18 protein-coding genes are annotated in these 17990 nt (G+C 67.4%); 14 read left to right on the forward strand and 4 right to left on the reverse strand.

All coding sequences use genetic code 11. The features are described from left to right. The first annotated feature begins 14 nt into the window (after positions 1 to 14). From hemB to B843_RS01910, 6 genes are all read left to right on the forward strand, one after another. Positions 15 to 1028 (forward strand): porphobilinogen synthase, encoded by a 1014-nt coding sequence (hemB, locus tag B843_RS01885; protein ID WP_025251833.1) that lies wholly within the window; start codon positions 15 to 17, stop codon positions 1026 to 1028. 3 nt (positions 1029 to 1031) lie between these two features. Continuing rightward, complete coding sequence (locus B843_RS01890; RefSeq protein WP_025251834.1) at positions 1032 to 1541, forward strand: hypothetical protein; 510 nt, start codon at positions 1032 to 1034, stop codon at positions 1539 to 1541. A 91-nt stretch (positions 1542 to 1632) separates the two neighbouring features. Further along, entirely contained in the window at positions 1633 to 2100 is a 468-nt protein-coding gene (locus tag B843_RS01895; protein ID WP_025251835.1) for a hypothetical protein, read from the forward strand. A 5-nt stretch (positions 2101 to 2105) separates the two neighbouring features. Continuing rightward, a complete protein-coding gene (locus tag B843_RS01900) occupies positions 2106 to 4772 on the forward strand; it encodes a heavy metal translocating P-type ATPase (RefSeq protein WP_025251836.1) in 2667 nt (888 codons plus the stop codon). Between the two features lie 59 nt (positions 4773 to 4831). Then, positions 4832 to 5896, forward strand: a complete 1065-nt coding sequence (gene hemE / locus B843_RS01905) for a uroporphyrinogen decarboxylase (protein WP_025251837.1) — start codon at positions 4832 to 4834, stop codon at positions 5894 to 5896. 27 nt (positions 5897 to 5923) lie between these two features. Further along, positions 5924 to 7321: a protoporphyrinogen oxidase gene (locus B843_RS01910; protein ID WP_025251838.1), complete on the forward strand. Its 1398-nt coding sequence runs from the start codon at positions 5924 to 5926 to the stop codon at positions 7319 to 7321. Positions 7322 to 7348: 27 nt separating this feature from the next. Here B843_RS01910 and B843_RS13170 read toward each other — a convergent pair whose 3' ends face one another. Further along, positions 7349 to 8305: an HNH endonuclease gene (locus B843_RS13170; protein WP_025251839.1), complete on the reverse strand. Its 957-nt coding sequence runs from the start codon at positions 8303 to 8305 to the stop codon at positions 7349 to 7351. A gap of 189 nt (positions 8306 to 8494) precedes the next feature. Between B843_RS13170 and hemL the strand changes: the two genes are divergently transcribed. The 6 genes from hemL (at position 8495) to ccsB (ending at position 14799) form a co-directional block, all read left to right on the forward strand. Next, entirely contained in the window at positions 8495 to 9829 is a 1335-nt protein-coding gene (gene hemL, locus B843_RS01920; protein WP_025251840.1) for a glutamate-1-semialdehyde 2,1-aminomutase, read from the forward strand. A gap of 71 nt (positions 9830 to 9900) precedes the next feature. Beyond that, a complete protein-coding gene (locus tag B843_RS01925; protein WP_025251841.1) occupies positions 9901 to 10509 on the forward strand; it encodes a histidine phosphatase family protein in 609 nt (202 codons plus the stop codon). Positions 10510 to 10513: 4 nt separating this feature from the next. Beyond that, positions 10514 to 11128 carry a TlpA family protein disulfide reductase gene (locus tag B843_RS01930; RefSeq protein ID WP_025251842.1) on the forward strand — a complete coding sequence of 205 codons (615 nt, stop codon included), beginning with the start codon at positions 10514 to 10516 and terminating at the stop codon, positions 11126 to 11128. Continuing rightward, the gene (locus tag B843_RS01935; protein ID WP_025251843.1) at positions 11125 to 11937 is read left to right on the forward strand and encodes a cytochrome c biogenesis CcdA family protein; all 813 of its coding nucleotides are present in this window, start codon (positions 11125 to 11127) and stop codon (positions 11935 to 11937) included. Before B843_RS01930 ends, B843_RS01935 begins: the two co-directional genes overlap by 4 nt. Before the next feature lie 80 nt (positions 11938 to 12017). Next, entirely contained in the window at positions 12018 to 13574 is a 1557-nt protein-coding gene (locus B843_RS01940) for a cytochrome c biogenesis protein ResB (protein WP_081751611.1), read from the forward strand. Positions 13575 to 13794: 220 nt separating this feature from the next. Beyond that, positions 13795 to 14799, forward strand: a complete 1005-nt coding sequence (ccsB, locus tag B843_RS01945; RefSeq protein ID WP_025251845.1) for a c-type cytochrome biogenesis protein CcsB — start codon at positions 13795 to 13797, stop codon at positions 14797 to 14799. A gap of 58 nt (positions 14800 to 14857) precedes the next feature. On the opposite strand, the gene B843_RS01950 is transcribed toward ccsB, so the two are convergent. Both B843_RS01950 and B843_RS01955 read right to left on the reverse strand, forming a co-directional pair. Next, positions 14858 to 15151 (reverse strand): ArsR/SmtB family transcription factor, encoded by a 294-nt coding sequence (locus B843_RS01950; RefSeq protein WP_025251846.1) that lies wholly within the window; start codon positions 15149 to 15151, stop codon positions 14858 to 14860. 47 nt (positions 15152 to 15198) lie between these two features. Then, positions 15199 to 15405, reverse strand: a complete 207-nt coding sequence (locus B843_RS01955; RefSeq protein ID WP_025251847.1) for a hypothetical protein — start codon at positions 15403 to 15405, stop codon at positions 15199 to 15201. A gap of 102 nt (positions 15406 to 15507) precedes the next feature. Here B843_RS01955 and B843_RS01960 point away from each other — a divergent pair, with 102 nt between their 5' ends. Next, on the forward strand, positions 15508 to 15828 hold the full coding sequence (locus B843_RS01960; protein ID WP_025251848.1) for a DUF4229 domain-containing protein: 321 nt from the start codon (positions 15508 to 15510) through the stop codon (positions 15826 to 15828). Between the two features lie 66 nt (positions 15829 to 15894). Here B843_RS01960 and B843_RS01965 read toward each other — a convergent pair whose 3' ends face one another. Then, entirely contained in the window at positions 15895 to 16797 is a 903-nt protein-coding gene (locus B843_RS01965) for a 1,4-dihydroxy-2-naphthoate polyprenyltransferase (RefSeq protein ID WP_025251849.1), read from the reverse strand. A gap of 144 nt (positions 16798 to 16941) precedes the next feature. On the opposite strand from B843_RS01965, the gene B843_RS13175 reads away from it, so the two are divergent. Then, positions 16942 to 17898: an HNH endonuclease gene (locus tag B843_RS13175; RefSeq protein ID WP_025251839.1), complete on the forward strand. Its 957-nt coding sequence runs from the start codon at positions 16942 to 16944 to the stop codon at positions 17896 to 17898. Positions 17899 to 17990 lie beyond the last annotated feature (92 nt).

A 17990-nucleotide genomic window follows, 5' to 3' on the forward strand; every position in this document is an offset into this window, starting at 1 on the left:
AGGAAGATCTCCCCATGGCTTCGAACAATGACTTTGGTATCCTGCGCCGCCCGCGTCGGCTGCGCACGTCCGCGGTGATGCGCGACTTCGTCGCCGAGACGAGCCTGCGCCCGGCGGACTTCATCCTGCCGATGTTTGTTGCCGAGGGCATCGACGCCCCGCGCGAGATCCCCTCCATGCCGGGAGTTTTCCAGCACACCATTCCCTCGCTCATCGCGGCCGCCCGCGAGGCCCGCGACCTGGGCATTCGCTGCATCGACCTGTTCGGCGTCCCGCTGGATGAGAATAAGGACGCCACCGGCTCCCAGGCGTGGGACCCGGAGGGCATTCTCAACAAGGGCCTGGCGGCCCTGCGCGCCGAGTTCGGCGACAGCCTGCTCATCATGGCGGACACCTGCCTGGACGAGTTCACCGACCACGGCCACTGCGGCGTGGTGAGCATCAACTCCCGCGGCGTGGCCGTGGTGGACAACGACGCAACCCTGCCGCTGTACCAGAAGATGGCCGTGTCCCAGGCCACGGCGGGTGCGCACATCGTGAGCCCCTCCGGCATGATGGACGGCCAGATCCTGGCCATCCGCGAGGCCCTCGACGAGGCCGGCTACCAGGATGTGGCCATCATGGCCTACTCCGCGAAGTACGCCTCTGCCTTCTATGGACCCTTCCGCGACGCGGTTGGTTCCTCCCTCGAGGGAGATCGCCGCACCTACCAGCAGGACCCGGCGAACCTGCGCGAGTCCCTGCTCGAGGTGGAGCTCGACGTGGAGGAGGGAGCGGACTTCGTCATGGTCAAGCCCGCCATGCCGTACCTCGACGTCCTCAGCGAGGTCGCCCACGAGTCGCCGGTGCCGGTCGCGGCCTACCAGGTCTCCGGCGAGTACGCGATGCTTCAGGCCGCGGCCGCCCAGGGCTGGCTCGACCTGGACGCGGTCATGATGGAGTCGCTGACCGCCATCAAGCGCGCGGGCGCGGATCAGATCCTCACCTACTTCGCGGTCGAGGCCGCCAAGAAGCTGCAGGGTAAGTAGCGGATGGAGAAGACGTCCGTTCCCGAGTCGCTGCGGCAGGCGGTGTGGCTGTGGTACGCCGTCATCGGGCTCGAGGTGGTGCACCAGGGTCTCAACGTCGCGATGACGCTCATGAACAAGGCCGTGGCCCGCGAGCAGATCAAGCAGGCGCTGACCGGGGACCAGAGCTACTCCGACGGGTTCATCAACGCCACGATCACGCTGGGGACGGCGGTCTCCGCGCTCATTGCCCTGGCGATCCTGGGCGGGGTGTACTACCTCGTCCGCTCGCTGCGGGAGGGGACGAAGTCCGCGGGCATGGCCCAGCGGGTGCTCATCTACTTCGCGGTGTACTTCGCGCTGCGGGCGCTGTTCCTGTTCGTGAGCAGCCCCGATTCTAACCTGCCGGTCGCCCTTTACGCCGTGGACGGCTGCATCCAGATCGTCATCGGCGCGGCCGCCGCGGTGGCGGCGTATCTGTCGATGAACAAGGATGCCGTGGAGTGGCTGCTGAAGACCGCGCCCAAGCCCTAAACGGGTGGCGTTGATTCGGCACAATTCGCCTGCGAAAATGGTTGCTGGTACATTGCTTCGACGTCCGTTGTCAGAAAACCCGAGGATTCCTATGCCCAGCATGTTCCCCTCGCCCCTCCGCGGCGACGCGGGCTCGCCCACGCCCGCCGACCCCAGCGCCAAGCCGAAGGCGCTCCTGGTCGCCTACTACCTCGCGGTGGCCTCGGCCATCGTGCTGATCCTGTCCGGCCTCGTGCTGTTTACCACGCAGGCGCCGGGCGGGGCAGATGCGGAGATGGTGCAGGCGGTGTCGCGCAACCAGCGGTTCATGGCGATCGTCAACATCGTCGGCGGGCTCATGATCGCGGCGCTGGCCTCGCAGTTCCACCAGGCGGGCAGGGTGACCAGGCGCGTGTACCTGGGGCTTGTCGTGGTGCTCATCGCGCTCAACCTCATCGCCGTCATGCTGCGCGTGGGCGGGTTGGTGCTCATGATCATCGCCCTGATGCTGGCGCTGAGTGCGATGGCCTACTTCCAGCAGACGGTAAGCGCCTATATCGACCACCGAGTGAGGTCCTAGCACCAATGCCGGAAACCCCTGACCTCCCCTCCGCCCCCCGCGCGCTCGACGGATCGGACCAAAAAGAGCTCGACGAGGTCATCGTCAGCGCGAAGAACGCCGCGGCCAAGGCCGGAATCGATACCGGCACGATGCGCGCGATCACCGGGTTCCGGCGCAAGCCCGCCGCGGACGAGGACGACTCCAGCGCCCCCGAGGGCAAGACCTCCTTCGCCTTCGAGCTGAAGAACCTGCCGAGCGCCTCCTCCATCGAGGAGGTCGAGAACGCGGTCAACGAGCTCGACGACGTCGACGTGCGCATCGTCTACCCCTCGGCCTTGGCCTGGGTGACGGCCGGGCGCTCGGTCGACCCGACGACCATCCAGGACGTGTTCGCCCGGTTTGGCATCACGGCCACGCTCACCGACTCCTCGCTGCGGCGGCGGCTGGCGTGGTCGGACGTCGAGGAGCGGCGCTACGGCCGGTCGGAGCGGCGCCACTTCCGGCGCAGCCGCGCGCACGGCATCTCCGCCCGCCTGCGCAAGCAGCTGGAGGACGACGAGCGCGCCAACGAGCAGGCCAGGCAGTCCGGGTTCATGGACAAGGGCAGGGTCGTGCACAAGACGCCGACCGCCCCCTCCGACGTTCTGTTTACCGCGCGCAGCCTGCTCACCCGCTCGCGGTTTATCGTGAGCTTCCTGCTGAGCATCCCGGTGCTGCTGATCAGCTTCTACCCGAGCCTGCAGTTCGACTACTGGCAGTGGGTGCTCATGCTCGTGAGCATGCCGGTGGTGTTCTACGGCGCGTGGCCGTTCCACCGCGCGACGCTCGGCGGGCTGCGGCGGAAGATGTCGGCGCTCGACTCGGCCAGCTCGGCGGCGGTGCTGCTCGCGTGGTTCTGGTCGGTGGCGATGATCGTGTTCACCTCGGTGGGCGATCCCACCTACCGGGCCAACCCGCAGTGGGTGTTCGTGGACCCGACCCGCTTCAAGGACGGCGCGCTGTTCTTCGACGTGGCCTGCGGCATGACGGTGCTGCTCGTCGGCGGGCGGCTGTTCTCCCGCAAGACCAGGGCCAGCTACCTCGACGTGCTCGACCGCTACCGCCTCGATCCCACCTCGCTCGTGACCGTGGTGCGCAAAAACCGCAAGACCGGCGAGGTGAAAAAGGAAGACAAAGCGATCCAGAAGCTCAACGTCGGCGACGACGTCATCGTCGGCCCCGGCGAGATCATCCCCGTGGATGGTTCGGTGATCGGCGGCTCCTCGCAGATCGACGCCACCGCGCTGGGCATCTCGCCCTACACCGCGAAGGTGCACTCTAAGGTCTACGCGGGCTGCATCAACGAGACCAAGACGCTCAAGATCCGCGTCCACAACACCGGCCATCGCACGTGGCTTGCGGCCATCTACCGTTGGGTCGAGTCCGCGGCCGTGCACCAGAACGTCTCCGACGCGCTGGCCACGAAGACGGCCAGCATGCTTGTGCCCATCTCGATGATCGTCGCCGCCTGCGACTTCGCCCTGTGGGCGCTCTTGACCAACAACCCCAACCAGGCGTTTGCCACCGCGCTCGCCGTCCTCGGCTGCGTGGCGCCGGTCGCGCTGGCCATGTCCGCCTCGCTGGCCACCCGCCAGGGCATCGAGGCCGCCGCCAAGCGCGGCGTGCTCATCAACGAGGGCGAGGACGTGCGCGCGCTCGACGAGATCGAGACGGTGATCTTCAACCGCGTGGGCACGCTCTCCGAGGGCGAGATGTCGGTGGAGACCGTCACCGCCGACCGCGGGGAGAACCCCGAACTGGTCATCCGCGTGGCGGGCGCGGTGGCGCTGGAAAGCGACCACCCCGTGTCCAGGGCGCTCATCAGGGCCGCGCGCGAGTCCCGCGACCAGTCCGCCGACAAGTCCATCCCCAGCTGGATCGAGGCCTCCCACTTCCGCTTCGACGAGGACGGCAACTTCCACGCCATGGTGGAGCTGCCGATCACCAACGGCAACGGCGAGACGGAGGTCCGCAGCGTGGAGGCCCTGCTGTGGCGCCCGCGCAACCTGGCGCAGCTCGACGGCCGACTCGCGGCCGCCGCTGTCTCGGGCGGCACGCCGATCGTCGTGCGCTGGAAGGGCAAGGACCGCGGCGTCATCACCCTGTACGACCACGCCAAGGACGACGCCAACGAGGCCGTCGACGAGCTGGAGTCGATGGGCATCGAGACGATGATGCTCTCCCGCGACACCTACCCCGTGGCCCGCCGCTACGGCGACTACGTCGGCGTGTCCCACGTGCTGGCCGGCATCCAGCCCGGCGACAAGCCGCAGACCGTGCGCTCGGTGCGCTCCCACGGCGTCAACGTCGCCCTCGTCGGCGACACCTCCGTCAACGAGTGCTTCCGCGTGGCCAATCTCGGCATCCTCATCGGGGCGATGCAAAGCATCGAGAACCCCAGCGCGCTCGACCACCCGAAGTGGGACATCGTCCTGCTCGAGGGCAACGTCGCGCCGATCCCGTGGCTGTTCCGCTTCGGCCGGAAGCTCTCGCGTCTCGTGCGCAACAACATGGCCTTCGCCTGGGCATACAACGGCATCGCCGTGGCGCTGGCCTGCGCCGGGCTCTTGCACCCGATGATCGCGACCGTGGCCATGCTCGCCTCCTCGCTCATCATCGAGCTGCGCTCGAAGATGGCCAGCACCTACTAGCCCCGAACGGTCAACCATTCGGTTGATTCTGGGCGGGTGAAAAAGGCATGATGTAATCCATGACTGCCAAGCGCCGAACTCTCCACAACGCCCCCATCCTCGACGCTGCGCTGGGGCGCACCCCCTCCCGCCGCCCCGTCTGGTTCATGCGCCAGGCGGGCCGCTCGCTGCCGGAGTACCGCGAGGTCCGCGAGGGGATCGGCATGCTGGAGTCCTGCTTCATGCCCGAGCTGCTCGCCGAGATCACGCTGCAGCCGGTGCGCCGCCACGACGTCGACGCGGCCATCCTGTTTTCCGACATCGTGGTCCCGCTCAAGGCCGCGGGCGTCGCAGTGGAGATCGTCCCGGGCCGAGGTCCGGTGATGGACAAGGCGATCGAAAGCCGTCAGGACGTCGACAAGCTGCCAATGCTCGAAGAAGACGTTCCGGAAGTGGCGGCGGGCATCGAAATCATCCTGGGCGAGCTGAGCGATTCGCAGACGCTCATCGGCTTCGCGGGCGCGCCGTTCACGCTGGCCTCCTACCTCGTCGAGGGCGGGCCGAGCAAGAACCACGAGAAGACCAAGGCCATGATGCACGCCGAGCCCGAGACGTGGCACGCGCTCATGCGCCGGCTCACGCCCACCATTATCGCCTTCCTCAAGGCGCAGATCGCCGCGGGCATCGACGCCATGCAGCTGTTCGACTCGTGGGCGGGCTTCCTCACCGAGCGCGACTACCGCGACCACGTCCTGCCGTACTCGACCGAGATCCTTGCCGCGCTGGCGGAGGACGGCATCCCGCGCATCCACTTCGGCGTGGGCACCGGCGAGCTGCTCGGCGCGATGAGCGAGGCGGGCAGCGAGGTCATGGGCGTGGACTGGCGCGTGCCGCTCGACCGCGCGGCCGAGCGCATCGCCGCGGCCTCGGGGCCGCGCGCGCTGCAGGGCAACCTCGACCCGGCGATGCTGTTCGCGGGCGAGGAGGTCGTGGCGAAGGAGGTCGCGCGCATCTGCGCCGAGGCGGACGCGGCGATCGCCGCGGGGACGGCCACCGGCCACATCTTCAACCTCGGCCACGGCGTCTTGCCGCACACCGCGCCGGAGGCGATCACCCGCGCCGTGGAAATCATCCACGAGCACTAGTTTTCCAAGGAAAGAAGGGCACGAAACGTGCGCATCGCAATCATCGGCGCCGGGCTGGCTGGCCTGACCGCCGCGTACGAGATTCACAAGCTCAACAAGGACGCCGAGGTCGAGGTCTTCGAGGCCGCCGACCGCATCGGCGGCAAGCTGTACACGGTGCCCTTCGCCTCCGGCCCCACCGACATGGGCGCCGAGGCCTACCTCGCCTTCCGCCAGGACGCGACCGACTTCTTCACCGAGCTGGGGCTCGGCGAGCACCTCAACGCGCCGAGCGGGCTGCCGTCGCTGCTCTACGCGGGCGGCGCGCTGCACCCGATGCCCGCCGGCACCGCCATGGGCATCCCCGGCTCGAGCGAGGGGCTCGAGGGGCTGATCAGTAAGGAGACGCTCGCGCGCATCGACGCGGAAGCAGATGCCGAACCCATCGAGTGGGGAGAGGGCGACGTCTCGCTCGGCGGGCTCGTGCGCGAGCGCTACGGCGACGACGTGGTCGATCGCGTGGTCTCCGCGCTGCAGGGCGGGGTCTACTCCGCCTCCTCCGACGACCTGGGCATCCGCGCCACGCTGCCGGAGCTCGCGCGCACCCTCGACGCGATGAAGGCGGAGGGGGAGAAGCTCACTTTGTCGGGCGCCGTGCGCCGCATCCTCGACCAGCGCGCCGCCCGCAACGCCGCGCGCGCGGAGAAGGTCCCCGGCTACAAGCCGCAGGTGTTCGCGGCGTTCACCGGCGGCTACGCGGAGCTGTACGAGGCGCTTGCCGAGCAGTCGGGCGCCGCCATCCACATCGACGCGTTCATCTCGGGCGTGAGCCGCGCCAAGGGCGGCTACCAGCTCAAGGGCGCCGACGGGGTGTTCGACAAGGTGCTGTTCGCCACCCCCGCGCCGACCACGGCGATGCTCCTCAAGGACATCCTGCCCGCGGCGGTCGCTCCGCTGAAGACCATCAAGCTGGCAAGCTCCGTGGTGGTGGGCATGAAGTTCGACTCGGGCGAGGGGCTGCCTAACAACTCGGGCATCCTGGTCGCGATCGACGAGCCCGGCGTCCACGCGAAGGCCTTCACGTTCAGCTCGAAGAAGTGGCCGCACCTGGGCGCCCGCGGCGGGGCCCTCGTGCGCGCGTCGTTCGGCCGCTTCGGCGACGACGCTATCACCCGCGCCGATGAGGACGATCTGGTCGACTACGCCCTCGACGACTTGCAGGCGATCACCGGCTTCGACGGCCGCGCCGCGGGCCTGTCCGAGATCTACGTGCAGCGCTGGTTCGGGGGGCTCCCGGTGTACGGCCCGCAGCACCTCGCGGCGGTCTCCGAGATCCGCTCGTTGCTTTCCGACGCGCAAAGCGTCGACGTCGCCGGTGCCTGGGTCGACGGGGTGGGCGTTCCCGCCATCATTGCCGACGCCCGAAAGGCGGCAGCGCGCCTGTAGCCCGCGGGGCGTGATTCGCCTGCGGGTTTAGTGGTAGACGCGGGTGACTTTTCCGTTTTGTCTGGTCAGGTGCCCGTAGCGTGGTGGGGCGTTGGGGTTATCGTCGTTGACACCGTTGTGGTAGTTGCAGCAGGTGGCTAGGTTGCTGCTTGTGGTGTGTCCGCCGTGGTGCCAGGCAACCAGGTGGTGGATCTGGCATTCGTCGGCGGGGGTGGTGCATCCGTCCCAGGCGCAGGTGGGGTTGTCCACTGTGGCGAGGATGCGCTGCTTGGTGTTGGCAAACCGCTGGGTGCGTACGAGGTCGACGGGGCCAGCTACAGGGTGGGTGAGCGCAAACCCCCAGGTTTCGTCCAACTCCATGTTGGCTATTTGGGTGCTGGTGCGGATGACCCCGTCGCTGCAGCAGAAGGTGGTTTCGTCTTTGGTGCCGTCTAGCACTTTCGTGGTGTGGTCTAGGGGGATGACGACGATGGGGCGCAGCACGGTGCTCACCCCACCACGGGTGATGGTGTCGCGGAGGGCGGTTGCGGGGTCGCGGGTGTGTTTGAACGGGTCGTAAAGTTGCGCGATGGTGGCTGCGGGTCCGGTGAACGTCACGGACCAGACCTGGTTTTTGCGTCTGGTGATTCTAGCCCCGGTTTTCGGTGGTGGGGTGGCTGGTAGTAGGGCGCGGCCTGCTGCGTGAATGTGGTCGACGTCGCCTACCATGCGGGCAAGGGTGAGCCGAAAGGTGTGGCGTGCGCCGGTGGGGAGGCGGCGGGCGAGTTTTTCGATGACCTGGATGGTGGCTAGGCCGTGCCCGTTTTCTTCGAGGGCGGCCGCGAGGTGGCCGCGGGTGTAGATGGGGGCGAGGTCTGTGAGTTCGCGGGCGTAGGTGGCTGGTATTCCGCGGGCTGTCAGGCTGGCGACGCTGGCCCCGGTCACGGCGCGCAGGAGGGCGACGGGGTAGGTGAAGGCGGCGGCGAACGCGTCGATCGGATCCATGAGCCTCACGCTACAAACACTCGGCTGCGCGCGCGAGCGTAGCCGAGCACGCCTGTGGATAACCCCACTTTTCGTTGACACGTCACCACGAGTTATCCACAGGCCGCCTGCTTTAGCCGTCGACAAGCGACACAGCGACCGCCCACAATCGGTGGTGCCCAACTTAAGTTTGACGGCCGTTCCCCTACAATGGTCGGCATGACTTCTTCGCCCACCTCCTCCCATGTCGAACGTTCCCACGAGCTTTTCGAGCGCGCCCAGAAACTCATCCCCGGCGGAGTGAACTCGCCGGTGCGCGCGTTCGGCTCCGTGGGCGGCCAGGCGCGCTTCATCGAGTCCGCCAAGGGCTCCAAGCTCTACGACGTCGACGGCAACGAGTACGTCGACCTCGTCTGCTCCTGGGGGCCGATGCTGCTGGGCAACGCCCGTCCCGAGATCATCGAGGCCGTGGCCAAGGCCGCCGAGAAGGGGCTCAGCTACGGCGCGCCCACCGAGGCGGAGCTCGAGCTGGCCGAGATGATCATCGACCGCACCAGCGTCGACGAGGTGCGCATGGTCAACTCCGGCACCGAGGCCACCATGTCCGCCGTGCGCCTGGCCCGCGGCTACACCGGCCGGGCGAAGATCATCAAGTTCGCTGGCTGCTACCACGGCCACGTGGACGCGCTTTTGGCCTCCGCTGGCTCCGGCGTGGCCACCTTCGCGCTGCCGGATTCCCCCGGCGTGACCGGCGCATCCGCGGCCGACACCATCGTCGTGCCCTACAACGACATCGAGGCCGTGCGCCAGGCGTTCGCCGACAACCCGGGCCAGATCGCCTGCGTCATCGCCGAGGCCGCGGCCGGCAACATGGGCACCGTGGCCCCGGTGAACGACTTCAACGCACAGCTGAAGGAGATCGCCCACGCCGACGGCGCCCTGCTCATCCTCGACGAGGTCATGACCGGCTTCCGCACCTCCTACAACGGCTGGTTCGGTGTGGACAAGGTCGCGGGCGACCTGACCACCTTCGGCAAGGTCATCTCCGGCGGCCTGCCCGCCGCGGCCTTCGGTGGTCGCCGCGAGATCATGAACTGTCTCGCGCCCGTCGGCCCGGTCTACCAGGCGGGCACCCTGTCCGGTAACCCGGTCGCCATGGCCGCGGGCAAGAAGTCGCTCGAGCTGGCCACACCCGAGGTCTACGACGTCATCCGCGCCAACGCCGACCGCGTCTCCGGGCTCATCTCCGATGCGCTTTCCCGCGAGGGCGTGGCCCACCACGTCCAGCGCGCCGCGACCTTCTTCTCCGTGCGTTTCGCCGAGGGCGAGGGGCACAACTTCGAGGACATGAAGGCCGCCGACACCTTCCGCTACCCGCCGTTCTTCCACGCGCTGCTGGACAACGGCGTCTACACCGCGCCCAGCGTGTTCGAGACCTGGTTCGTCTCCTCCGCGCTCACCGACGCCGACTTCGAGCGCATCGAGCAGGCCCTCGTGCCCGCCGCGAAGGCCGCAGCCGCCGCTTCACAGGTTGAGGGTGTTTAATAAAGCAGGCTTTGCTTGTCGACGCCTACGGCTTCCCGCCCACATTGACCGACGATCCCCAGAAAGGGACCATGAGCACCACCATCGTTCACCTCGTGCGCCACGGCGAGGTGTTTAACCCGGAGCGCATCCTCTACGGGCGCCTGCCGGACTACCACCTCTCCGAGCGTGGCCAGGCCATGGCGCAGGCCACCGCGGCGTCCTTCGAGGGCCACGACGTGGCCATCCTGCGCAGCTCCCCGCTCGAGCGCGCCCAGGAGACGGCCGCACCCATCGCCGAGGCGACCGGGCTCGACAACGGCATCGACGAGGACCTCCTCGAGGCGGGCAACCGCTACGAGGGCCTCCACGTCAAGGGCGTGCGCTCCCAGCTGTGGAACCCGGTGCGCTGGCCGCTCATGTACAATCCGACCCTGCCCAGCTGGGGCGAGCACTACGACGACATCGTCGAGCGCATGATGGCGGCCATCGAGCGCGCCCGACGCGACGCGAAGGGACACGAGGCCGTGCTGGTCAGCCACCAGCTTCCCATCGTGTGCGTGCAGCGCCACGTGCAGGGAAAGCCGCTGGCCCACAACCCGGCCGTGCGCCAGTGCGACCTGGCCAGCGTCAGCTCGCTCGTGTTCCGCGGGCGCGACCTCATCGACTACATCTACTCAGAACCCGCGCAGGAGATCTAGACCCATGCCTTCCATCCGCCCCGCCGCGAAGGCGGGAGCCGCGATCGTCCTCGCCGCCGCCGTGAGCCTCGGACTCGCGGCGTGTGGCTCGAGCAACACCGCCGGCAAGGACGCCGTCGCCGTCGGCGGCACCTTCGAGTTCTACTCGCCGGACGGCAAGCAGGAGATCTTCTACGACGAGGCCGACCGCAAGCCCATCTCCAACCTCTCGGGCGACTCGCTCATGGAGGAGGGCAAGACGATCTCGCTGGACGACTACAAGGACCAGGTTGTCGTGCTCAACGCCTGGGGCCAGTGGTGCGCCCCGTGCCGCAGCGAGTCCGACGACCTCGAGCAGGTCCAGGAGTATCTCGCCCAGCACAACGGCACCGTGCTCGGCATCAACGTCCGCGACTTCAGCCAGCAGATCTCGCAGGACTTCGTCAAGGACAACGGGATCACCTACCCGAGCATCTACGACCCGCCGTTTAGGACCGCGGCCTCGCTCGGCGGCATCCCGGCCTCGGTCGTGCCCACGACGATCGTTCTGGACAAGCAGCACCGCCCGGCGGCGGTCTTCCTGCGGGAGATCACCGCGCAGGACCTCCTCGACGTGCTCGGTCCCTTGGTCGACGCATGAGCGAAACGGTGATCCTGGCCAGCGGGTTCGGGCAGCAGGTGGCCGACGTCGCCGCGTCCGGCCCGCTGCTGCTGGGCGTGCTCGCGGCGGCGCTGGCGGGGCTGGTGTCCTTCGCGAGCCCCTGCGTCGTCCCGCTCGTGCCCGGCTACATCTCCTATCTTGCGGGCGTGGTCGGCGCGGAGGTCGAATACGGCGACCAAGGGCCCAAGGTGACCCGCTCGGGACGCTGGCGGGTGGCCGGCGCCGCGGCGCTGTTCATCCTCGGCTTCACGGTCGTGTTCCTCCTGGCCACCGTGTCGGTCTTCGGGGTGATCTCGGCGTTGACGCTCAACGCGGAGACGCTCATGCGGGTCGGCGGCGTGGTCACGATCGTCATGGGTCTCGTGTTCATGGGGGCCGTGCCGTTCCTGCAGGGGACCAAGCGCTTCGCTCCCAAGCGCTGGTCGACGTGGCTGGGTGCGCCGCTGCTCGGCGGCGTCTTCGCGCTCGGCTGGACGCCGTGCCTCGGCCCCACGCTCGCGGCGATCATCTCGGTCGCGGCGGGCACGCAGGGCATGACCGCCGCCCGCGGCGTCGTGCTCATCATCGGCTACTGCCTGGGGCTGGGGCTACCCTTTCTCATCGTCGCGCTCGGCTCGGCGCGGGCCATGAGCGGCGTGAGCTTCCTCGGCCGGCACTCGCGCGCCATCCAGATCATCGGCGGGGTGCTGCTCATTCTCGTCGGCCTGTCGCTGGTCACGGGCCTATGGGCGGAGTTTATCAACTGGGTTCGCCAGTGGACGGTCCAGTACGGGACGACCCTCATCTAGGGACACACACTACTTTTTAAGGTTTCGTTGTGAAAGTTATTCTGAACGCTGTGAAGAAGGCCTGGCACTGGCTCACCTCGATGCGCACGGCCCTGGTGCTGTTGTTCCTCCTGGCCCTGGGAGCGATCCCGGGCGCGCTGCTCCCGCAGCGCTCGCTCAATGAGACCAAGGTCGACGAGTACATCGCCAACAACGGCAAGCTCGCCGAGGTCTACGACAAGCTCCAGCTCTTCGACGTCTTCAGCTCCACCTGGTTCACCGCGATCTTCGTGCTGCTGTTCGTCTCGCTCGTCGGCTGCATCATCCCGCGCACGTGGGAGCACTACCAGGCCATGAAGGCCAAGCCGGTGCGCGCGCCGAAGAACCTCGCCCGCCTGCCGCTGCACGGGGAGGGAAGCGTCGAGAAGCCGCTGGCCGAGGTCGAGGCCGACATCCGCCAGGCGCTGAAGAAGTGGCACGTGGCCGACTACTCCGCCGAGGAGGACCGCGCGGGCGCGCGCTCGTTCTCCGCGGAGCGCGGCTACCTGCGTGAGTTCTTCAACCTCACCTTCCACCTCGGGCTCGTCGGCATGCTGGTGGCCATCGCGATCGGCCACATGTACTCCTACGAGGGCCAGGTCATCGTCGTGGCCAGCGACAAGGAGGGCATGAACACGCAGTTCTGCAACACCGCCACCGCCAACTACGACTCCTTCAAGGCCGGCGTGAAGTTCGACGGCACGGGGCTGAGCCCCTTCTGCTTCGAGGTACACAACTTCGAGGCCAACTACCTGCCCAACGGCCAGGCGGACATGTTCAGCTCGGACATCTCCTACGCCGCGGGCTCCGACATCAATAATGACCCCAGCACCTGGACCGACTTCACGCTCAAGGTCAACAGCCCGCTGCGCATCGCGGGCGACCGCGTCTACCTCCAGGGCCACGGCTACGCGCCCACCTTCACCGTGACCTGGCCCAACGGTGAGACCCGGACCCAGACGGTCCAGTTCCGCCCCGACGACCCGACCTTCTTTCTCTCCTCCGGCGCCATGCGCTTCGACCCACCGGCCGGAATGTACCCGGACCTCTACGAGCGCCGCCAGCACCAGCTGGCGCTCCAAGGCCTGTTCGCGCCGACGGCGCAGTGGAACGGTGACAACCAGGAGCTTCTAAGCTCTAGCTACCCGGGGCTGACCGACCCGGCCGTGGCCATCGACATCTACCGCGGCGACAACGGCCTCGACACCGGCATCGGCCAGAGCCTGTTCTCGCTGGACACCTCGCTCATGCACTCCGGACAGCTGCAGAAGCTCGAGCGCACCAACCTCATGGCGGGGGAGTCGATCACCCTCGACGACGGCACGAAGATCACCTTCGACGGCGCCGAGCAGTACGCGAACTACCAGATCAGCCACAACCCGTCCCAGAACTGGGTGCTGGCCTTCACGCTGTTCGCGCTGGCCTCGCTCGTCGGCTCGCTGGTGATCAAGCGCCGCCGCGTGTGGGTGCGCCTGCGCCCGGTGTCCGACACCGTCACCTACGTCGAGACCGGCGGCCTCGCGCGCACCGACCGCGCGGGCTGGGGCGAGGAGTACGAGCGCATACACCGCCTAATCCTCGGCCTCCCCGATCCCGATGACGAGGACGAAGACGATTAAGAACGCACCGGCTGACTCCCTAAAGGGGTAGCCGGTGTGCACCATTTCGCGGCCCGAAAACGCCCTCAGCGGTGTCTTTGGGCCTTGCGCTCGAAACCATGGCCGTCGATAAGCGGGCAATTGCCCTTGGAGCTGGGCAAAGTCTGGAGTATCGTTAAGCCACGTGTGTTCCCCCTGAAATGCGGGGGGCTCTTTTTCTAGTTTCCCCTTAGGTCTGCATATGAATGTCAACAACACCCTAGCGTCGCTTTCCGACGTCGCCTTCGGCTCGGCGTTCGTCATTTACTTCATCGGCCTCGTGCTGGCGATTGTCTACTACAGCAAGTCGCGCACGATCATCGACATCACCCGCGAGCTCGAGATGGTCAAGACCGGCGAGCTCGTCTCCGTCGGCGGCGGCTCGACCGAGGCGCCGGAGGCCCACGAGGAGTCCGCGCTGCGCGCCAGCCTCGAGGAGAAGGAGGCCAGCCGCGAGAAGTTCGCCAACATGACTCAGCTCATCATCTGGCTGGGCGTTATCGTGCACCTCGTGGCCGCCGTCAGCCGCGGCCTGTCGGTCTCACGCTTTCCGTTCGGCAACCTCTACGAGTACGTGTTGGTCATCTCGCTGTTCTGCATGGCCGTCGCGGCGGGCTTCCTGCAGCGCAAAGACCTTCGCATCATGTGGACCTGGATCCTCGTTCCGATCCTCGCGCTCATGTTCTTCGGCGGCACCAAGCTGTACGCCGACTCCGCCCCGGTCGTCCCAGCGCTGAAGTCCATGTGGCTGCCGATCCACGTCACCACCGTTGCCACCGGCGCCTCCATCGGGCTCATCTCGGGCGTGGCCTCGCTGCTGTACATCCTGCGCATGTTCCAGCCGGTGGGCAAGGAGAAGGGGCCGCTGGGCGCGATCGCCAAGCCGCTGCCGACCGCCAAGGCGCTGGACACCATCGCCTACCGCACCGCGATCGTGACCGTGCCGGTGCTGGGCCTGGGCATCGTGCTGGGCGCCATCTGGGCGGAGTCCGCGTGGGGCCGCTTCTGGGGCTGGGACCCGAAGGAGACCGTTTCCTTCATCACGTGGATCCTCTACGCCGCCTACCTGCACGCCCGCGCGACGGCGGGCTGGCGCGACTCGCGCGCGGCGTGGATCAACATCCTCGCCATGGGCATGATGGTGTTCAACCTGTTCTTCATCAACATGGTGGTCTCCGGCCTGCACTCCTACGCCGGGCTCAACTAAAGCACCAACCCGGAAACTAGAAGGCGGCACGCGAAAGCGTGCCGCCGTTTTTTCGCGCCTAGAGCGCCTCGATGAGCTCGTTGACGCGGTCGAATTCGGGCCGGTTGACGGAGTAGAAGGCCCACTTTCCCTTCTTCGTGCGGCTGACCAGCGAGGCCGCCGCGAGCCGCTTCATGTGGTGGGTGACCGTCGGCGCGGAGATCCCCAGCGCGCGGGTCAGGTCGATGCAGCAGACCTCGTCGGTCTCCGCGACGAGATAGAGGAGACTCAGGCGGGTGGGGTCGCCGAGGGCCTTGAAGAGCTCGGCGGCCTTGTCGCTGTCGAAGGGTTGCCTAAGTTTCGCCGCACACATGTCGACTACTATATAGGTAAGGCTAGGCTAAATGAAAGCCGGGGGTGCTATTCCGGGTTGCGCTCGGTGTCCTCGTTGCCTTGGGCGCGGCGCTCCTTGAAGTTGCGCTTCTTCAGCTCCCAGAGGAACTCCTCGTCGTCGTCCGCCCCCTTGATCGCCGGCGGCTCCTCACGCTTCCACGTGCTCGGCCCGAACGCCTTCCAGACCAGCCACGCCGCGGCGATGAGCAAGAGGAGGAGGATGAGCCTTCCCACGGTGAGGACCCCTTCAATGGTGTTGACAACGATTGCCCGAACCAGCATACCGGGGTAAGCCGAAAGTGCGCACGGGGGTGGCGGGCGAGTAGGGTATCTTTCGTGAACGAAAACGCTGCTTCGACCGAGCCGGTGCGCGACCCGGCCGTCCGCGCCGCCGCGCGCAAGAACGTCACCCTCTACGGGCTGGCCCGCCTGAGCCTGTTCATCGTGCTCACCGCGGTCATCCACCTCATCGCGGTGGTCATCAACGCGCCGGTGCCGCTGCTCATCTCCGCGACGCTCGCGCTGCTCGTCGCGATGCCGCTGTCCATGTTCGTGTTCAAGGGCCTGCGCCTGCGCGCCACGGAGGCCGTCGCCCTGTGGGACAGCCAGCGCAAGGCACACAAGGAATGGGTCAAGCGGGAGCTCGCTAGCCGCTAGCTTGTCGACGCCAAAGGCGCGCCATCTCTCATCTACGAAAGGTGGCGCGCCTTTGGCGTCGGAAAGCTAGAACGCGAGGGCGAGGGCGGTCACCACCGACCACAGCGCCATCGCCCGGCCGGTCCCGCCGAGGACCGGGATGAGCGCGCGGCCCTGGGCACCTGAGACCACGGGGCGAACGGCCTGCCAGAGCAGCGGGGCGACGACGAGCGCCATCAGCGCCCACAGCGTCTGCGTGGCCAGCAGCGCGGTGACGGCGAACGGCAGGCACACGAGCACGCAGTAGAGGTTGCGGGTCCGCTTGTCGCCGAGGCGCACGGCGAGGGTGATCTTGCCCGACTCGCGGTCGGTGGGGATGTCGCGGAGGTTGTTGACGAGGTTCACGCCCGCCGACATCGCGCCCACCGCGACGGCGGTGACCAGCCCCACCCACGTGACGCGGCCGAGCTGGGTTAACTGGGTGCCCATGACGGCGACCAGCCCGAAGAAGACGAAGACGGCGACCTCGCCGAGGCCCCGGTAGCCGTAGGGATTCTCGCCGCCGGTATAGAACCACGCGCCGAGGATGCAGGCGGCACCGACGAGGATGAGCCACCAGGAGCTGGCCAGCGACACCGCGATGCCCGCGACCGCTGCGACCCCGAAGGCGGCGAAGGCCGCGTACTTGACCTTCTTGGGCTCCACGAGCCGAGAGCCGGTCAGGCGCAGGGGGCCGGTGCGGTCCTCGTCGGTGCCGCGGATGCCGTCGGAGTAGTCGTTGGCGAAGTTCACGCCGATGATCAGCGCCCACGCGACGCAGGCCGCGAGCAGCGCCCGCCACCAGCTAAACCCGCCATGGAAGGCCGCCGCGCCGGTGCCCGCGATGACCGGGGCGAAGGCGTTGGCCCACGTGTGCGGGCGGGCGCCTTCTAGCCACTGGGCGAAGGTGGCGCCGGGGTAGGTGTGCTGATCCTTAAGGGGTGAAGACATGCCTTCCATCTTTCACCACCGCGGGCGCGGACGAAAATTGGCCTGTGGATAACTCGGGGTGACGTGTCAACGAAAAGTGGGGTTATCCACAGGCGTGCTCGGCTACGCTCGCGCGCGCAGCCGAGTGTTTGTAGCGTGAGGCTCATGGATCCGATCGACGCGTTCGCCGCCGCCTTCACCTACCCCGTCGCCCTCCTGCGCGCCGTGACCGGGGCCAGCGTCGCCAGCCTGACAGCCCGCGGAATACCAGCCACCTACGCCCGCGAACTCACAGACCTCGCCCCCATCTACACCCGCGGCCACCTCGCGGCCGCCCTCGAAGAAAACGGGCACGGCCTAGCCACCATCCAGGTCATCGAAAAACTCGCCCGCCGCCTCCCCACCGGCGCACGCCACACCTTTCGGCTCACCCTTGCCCGCATGGTAGGCGACGTCGACCACATTCACGCAGCAGGCCGCGCCCTACTACCAGCCACCCCACCACCGAAAACCGGGGCTAGAATCACCAGACGCAAAAACCAGGTCTGGTCCGTGACGTTCACCGGACCCGCAGCCACCATCGCGCAACTTTACGACCCGTTCAAACACACCCGCGACCCCGCAACCGCCCTCCGCGACACCATCACCCGTGGTGGGGTGAGCACCGTGCTGCGCCCCATCGTCGTCATCCCCCTAGACCACACCACGAAAGTGCTAGACGGCACCAAAGACGAAACCACCTTCTGCTGCAGCGACGGGGTCATCCGCACCAGCACCCAAATAGCCAACATGGAGTTGGACGAAACCTGGGGGTTTGCGCTCACCCACCCTGTAGCTGGCCCCGTCGACCTCGTACGCACCCAGCGGTTTGCCAACACCAAGCAGCGCATCCTCGCCACAGTGGACAACCCCACCTGCGCCTGGGACGGATGCACCACCCCCGCCGACGAATGCCAGATCCACCACCTGGTTGCCTGGCACCACGGCGGACACACCACAAGCAGCAACCTAGCCACCTGCTGCAACTACCACAACGGTGTCAACGACGATAACCCCAACGCCCCACCACGCTACGGGCACCTGACCAGACAAAACGGAAAAGTCACCCGCGTCTACCACTAAACCCGCAGGCGAATCACGCCCCGCGGGCTACAGGCGCGCGCCTATAATCGGCGACCATGTTCAACTCGCAATCGAACGCCAGGATCCGCCGC

Source organism: Corynebacterium vitaeruminis DSM 20294 (genome assembly GCF_000550805.1).
In the GTDB taxonomy this organism is placed as follows: Bacteria; Actinomycetota; Actinomycetes; order Mycobacteriales; family Mycobacteriaceae; genus Corynebacterium; species Corynebacterium vitaeruminis.